This is a genomic window from Bacteroides muris (ex Fokt et al. 2023), assembly GCF_024704895.1.
In the GTDB taxonomy this organism is placed as follows: domain Bacteria; phylum Bacteroidota; class Bacteroidia; order Bacteroidales; family Bacteroidaceae; genus Bacteroides; species Bacteroides muris.
This window is the reverse complement of record NZ_JAMZEE010000079.1, coordinates 1-5461: the sequence shown is the minus strand read 5'-3', so window position 1 is coordinate 5461 and position 5461 is coordinate 1. Positions and strand designations below refer to the sequence as shown.

Genomic DNA, 5461 nt, shown 5'->3' with positions numbered 1-5461 from the left:
AAAGAAAAAAAACTTCCGGAAAAATTTGGAAGTTATGCTTTGAAGTTCTTACCTTTGCATCCGCTTTCTGAAAGGAACAGCATCGCAGTTAAGACAGCGATCTTTGAACAGATTTACATAAACAATACAAGTAGTACAAGAGCAAGGCCGCTTCCCGGCAACGGGGGTTGGTCTTGGGTAAAACAAAAGAACCGTCAATATCTGTCCATGACAGGTATCGATAAACTTTTAAATTCGAGCGTCCTGAACAGAGCAAAGACGTATTCGTGTCCGGGCCTTTTATCTTATTCCTTATGGGGTCTGGTTTTAGTTTCCGCGTCATGAATCTCAAAGATACTTTTACAATGAAGAGTTTGATCCTGGCTCAGGATGAACGCTAGCTACAGGCTTAACACATGCAAGTCGAGGGGCAGCATGAACTTAGCTTGCTAAGTTTGATGGCGACCGGCGCACGGGTGAGTAACACGTATCCAACCTGCCGATGACTCGGGGATAGCCTTTCGAAAGAAAGATTAATACCCGATGGCATAGTTCTTCCGCATGGTAGAACTATTAAAGAATTTCGGTCATCGATGGGGATGCGTTCCATTAGCTTGTTGGCGGGGTAACGGCCCACCAAGGCATCGATGGATAGGGGTTCTGAGAGGAAGGTCCCCCACATTGGAACTGAGACACGGTCCAAACTCCTACGGGAGGCAGCAGTGAGGAATATTGGTCAATGGGCGCTAGCCTGAACCAGCCAAGTAGCGTGAAGGATGACTGCCCTATGGGTTGTAAACTTCTTTTATATGGGAATAAAGTGCAGTATGTATACTGCTTTGCATGTACCTTATGAATAAGGATCGGCTAACTCCGTGCCAGCAGCCGCGGTAATACGGAGGATCCGAGCGTTATCCGGATTTATTGGGTTTAAAGGGAGCGTAGGCGGGTTGTTAAGTCAGTTGTGAAAGTTTGCGGCTCAACCGTAAAATTGCAGTTGATACTGGCATCCTTGAGTACAGTAGAGGTAGGCGGAATTCGTGGTGTAGCGGTGAAATGCTTAGATATCACGAAGAACTCCGATTGCGAAGGCAGCCTGCTGGACTGTAACTGACGCTGATGCTCGAAAGTGTGGGTATCAAACAGGATTAGATACCCTGGTAGTCCACACAGTAAACGATGAATACTCGCTGTTTGCGATATACAGTAAGCGGCCAAGCGAAAGCGTTAAGTATTCCACCTGGGGAGTACGCCGGCAACGGTGAAACTCAAAGGAATTGACGGGGGCCCGCACAAGCGGAGGAACATGTGGTTTAATTCGATGATACGCGAGGAACCTTACCCGGGCTTGAATTGCAAATGAACGGCGTGGAGACATGCCGGCCGCAAGGCATTTGTGAAGGTGCTGCATGGTTGTCGTCAGCTCGTGCCGTGAGGTGTCGGCTTAAGTGCCATAACGAGCGCAACCCTTACCGATAGTTACCATCAGGTGGTGCTGGGGACTCTGTCGGGACTGCCGTCGTAAGATGCGAGGAAGGCGGGGATGACGTCAAATCAGCACGGCCCTTACGTCCGGGGCTACACACGTGTTACAATGGGGGGTACAGAAGGCAGCTACACGGCGACGTGAGGCTAATCCCTAAATCCTCTCTCAGTTCGGATTGGAGTCTGCAACCCGACTCCATGAAGCTGGATTCGCTAGTAATCGCGCATCAGCCACGGCGCGGTGAATACGTTCCCGGGCCTTGTACACACCGCCCGTCAAGCCATGAAAGCCGGGGGTACCTGAAGTGCGTAACCGCGAGGAGCGCCCTAGGGTAAAACTGGTGATTGGGGCTAAGTCGTAACAAGGTAGCCGTACCGGAAGGTGCGGCTGGAACACCTCCTTTCTGGAGTGACGTTTCGAGATTAAGAGATGGTTTCGGTTCTTGAAGTCTTGCTTCCATAAGAACCTCTTGTACTGCCGTAGTTGTTTATTAATATAAGAGAAAGAAGAAGCCGAGCCGCAAGGCGAGGGTTTGACTGACAGTCCTATAGCTCAGTTGGTTAGAGCGCTACACTGATAATGTAGAGGTCGGCAGTTCAACTCTGCCTGGGACTACTCGAATGACGGATGTTGTGCGCGGTCTTTTCATGATACTTTTTTTGTATCGATTTTTTAAGACGCGACATAGTCCTTTCCATTTGGGGGATTAGCTCAGCTGGCTAGAGCACCTGCTTTGCACGCAGGGGGTCAACGGTTCGAATCCGTTATTCTCCACTTATCAGTTCCGGATGTTTTTCCGGATTCTTGAGACGATCTTTGACATGATGTGACCAAAAAAAAGTAAAGTTAAAGCTGAAAGTATATATCGACCATACGTGATCGGTAAGACAAAAAGTAAGTAAGGGCACATGGCGGATGCCTTGGCTCTCGGAGGCGATGAAGGACGTGATAAGCTGCGATAAGCTGCGGGTAGGTGCAAATGACCTTTGATCCGCGGATTTCCGAATGGGACAACCCGGTACTTTGAAGAGGTACCATCCCGCAATGCGGGAGGCTAACGCAGGGAACTGAAACATCTTAGTACCTGCAGGAAAAGAAAATAAACAATGATTCCCCCAGTAGTGGCGAGCGAACGGGGAACAGCCCAAACCACCCGTGTTACGGCATGTGTGGGGTTGTAGGACCACGTTTTGGCAAGACAGTCGGTGAGCGGAATGTTCTGGAAAGTACAGCCATAGAGCATGACAGCTGCGTACGCGAAGCCGGCTTAAGCCTAGTGGTATCCTGAGTAGCGCGGAGCACGAGGAATTCTGCGTGAATCTGCCGGGACCATCCGGTAAGGCTAAATACTCCCGAGAGACCGATAGTGAACCAGTACTGTGAAGGAAAGGTGAAAAGCACTTCGAACAGAAGAGTGAAATAGTTCCTGAAACCATGTGCCTACAAGCGGTCGGAGCACTTTAAGTGTGACGGCGTGCCTTTTGCATAATGAACCTACGAGTTACTTTTTCCGGCGAGGTTAAGGATTTCAGATCCGTATCCGAAGCGAAAGCGAGTCTGAACAGGGCGTATAGTCGGAAGGAGTAGACGCGAAACCAAGTGATCTACCCTTGGGCAGGTTGAAGGACAGGTAACACTGTCTGGAGGACCGAACCGATAAGCGTTGAAAAGCTTCCGGATGACCTGAGGGTGGGGGTGAAAGGCTAATCAAACTTGGAGATAGCTCGTACTCCCCGAAATGCATTTAGGTGCAGCCTTGACTTATACTGGCATGAGGTAGAGCGACTGATAAGATGCGAGGGCTTCACCGCCTATCAAGTCTTGACAAACTCCGAATGCGTGCCAGTTCTATGTCAGGAGTGAGGGCATGGGTGCTAAGGTCCATGTCCTAAAGGAGAACAATCCGGACCAACAGCTAAGGTCCCGAAATGAATGCTAAGTTGAACTAACGAAGTCAGATTGCTAAGACAGCTAGGATGTTGGCTTGGAAGCAGCCATTCATTTAAAGAGTGCGTAACAGCTCACTAGTCGAGGAGTTTGGCGTGGATAATAATCGGGCATAAGCATTCTACCGAAGCTTTGGGATGAGAAATCATCGGTAGGGGAGCATTCCACTCTGCGTCGAAGGTTGGGCGTGAGCCCTGCTGGAGCGTGTGGAAAAGCAAATGTAGGTATAAGTAACGATAAAGGGGGTGGGAAACCCCCTCGCCGAAAGACTAAGGTTTCCTGATCAACGCTAATCGGATCAGGGTAAGTCGGGTCCTAAGGCTCAGCCGAACGGCGAGGCCGATGGCAGAACCGGTTAATATTCCGGTACTACCTTGTGGAGTGACGTGGAGACGGAGTCGTGACAGCGCCGCGGACTGACGGAATAGTCCGTTGAAGGGTGTAGATGCTGATTGTCCCAGGCAAATCCGGGACAAGAGTCGAACCTGATAGTATGGAGCGTTCTTCTGAACAATCCAATAGCGCGCGTAATCATACTTCCAAGAAAATCCGCTAAACATAATCCTCACGGTACCCGTACCGCAAACGGACACACGTAGTCGGGTTGAATATACTAAGGCGCTTGAGTGATTCACGGTTAAGGAACTAGGCAAACTGACCCTGTAACTTCGGGATAAAGGGTCCTCAAGCGATTGAGGCGCAGAGAATAGGTCCAGGCAACTGTTTAACAAAAACACAGGGCTGTGCAAAATTGAAAGATGAAGTATACAGCCTGACACCTGCCCGGTGCTGGAAGGTTAAGAGGAGACGTCATCGCAAGAGAAGCGTTGAATTGAAGCCCCAGTAAACGGCGGCCGTAACTATAACGGTCCTAAGGTAGCGAAATTCCTTGTCGGGTAAGTTCCGACCTGCACGAATGGTGTAATGATCTGGACGCTGTCTCAACCGTGAGCTCAGTGAAATTGTAGTATCGGTGAAGATGCCGATTACCCGCGATGGGACGAAAAGACCCCGTGAACCTTTACTATAGCTTAACATTGAATTTGGGTAATTGATGTGTAGGATAGGCCGGAGGCTTTGAATCAGGTACGCCAGTATTTGTGGAGCCGCTGTTGAAATACGGCCCTTTGATTATTTGAGTTCTAACCCGTTTTTTCGGGGACACTGTTTGGTGGGTAGTTTGACTGGGGTGGTCGCCTCCAAAAGCGTAACGGAGGCTTCTAAAGGTGCCCTCACGACGATTGGTAACCGTCGGCAGAGTGTAATGGCATAAGGGCGCTTGACTGGGAGACTCACAAGTCGATCAGGTAGGAAACTAGAGCATAGTGATCCGGTGTTTCTGTATGGAAAGGACATCGCTCAAAGGATAAAAGGTACTCCGGGGATAACAGGCTGATCCCTCCCAAGAGCTCATATCGACGGAGGGGTTTGGCACCTCGATGTCGGCTCGTCACATCCTGGGGCTGGAGAAGGTCCCAAGGGTTGGGCTGTTCGCCCATTAAAGTGGCACGCGAGCTGGGTTCAGAACGTCGTGAGACAGTTCGGTCTCTATCTATCGTGGGCGTATGAAATTTGCGTGGCTCTGACACTAGTACGAGAGGACCGTGTTGGACTGACCTCTGGTTTGCCGGTTGTGCCGCCAGGTGCATTGCCGGGTATCTAAGTCGGGATTGGATAAGTGCTGAAAGCATCTAAGTACGAAGCCAGCCACAAGATTAGATTTCTCAGGGTCGTCGTAGACTACGACGTTGATAGGATGCAGGTGTAAAGGCAGCGATGTCATAGCCGAGCATTACTAATTGCCCGTTCACTTCTTGTCCTGCCTCGTATGGAGGTATATACGTTCAGCCGCTAATGAAGCTTTTACTTTTTCCGCATCATGTCTGCCTTATTCAGGTGACTACAGCACCGGGGTTCCACCTCTTCCCATTCCGAACAGAGAAGTTAAGCCCGGTCACGCCGATGGTACTGCGTAACAGTGGGAGAGTAGGTAGTCGCCGTTTTAGAGGAAGCCCCCGAGTCAGAAATGACGAGGGGGCTTTTGCTTTT

At 50.0% G+C, this 5461-nt stretch carries 2 tRNA genes, 3 rRNA genes and 1 pseudogene; all 6 read left to right on the top strand.

What is annotated here, in order from left to right:
• Window positions 1-324 (top strand): annotated as a pseudogene (locus tag M1B78_RS18095) (hypothetical protein); the annotation flags it as partial.
• Between the two features lie 17 nt (window positions 325-341).
• Window positions 342-1868: ribosomal RNA gene (locus M1B78_RS18090) — 16S ribosomal RNA — on the top strand.
• Between the two features lie 138 nt (window positions 1869-2006).
• Window positions 2007-2080: transfer RNA gene (locus M1B78_RS18085), tRNA-Ile, on the top strand.
• An 85-nt stretch (window positions 2081-2165) separates the two neighbouring features.
• Window positions 2166-2239: transfer RNA gene (locus M1B78_RS18080), tRNA-Ala, on the top strand.
• A gap of 114 nt (window positions 2240-2353) precedes the next feature.
• Window positions 2354-5231, top strand: a 23S ribosomal RNA gene (locus M1B78_RS18075).
• Between the two features lie 73 nt (window positions 5232-5304).
• A 5S ribosomal RNA gene (gene rrf / locus M1B78_RS18070) occupies window positions 5305-5415 on the top strand.
• The 16S, 23S and 5S rRNA genes sit together here with 2 tRNA genes alongside, the layout of an rRNA operon.
• The last annotated feature ends 46 nt before the right edge of the window (window positions 5416-5461 follow it).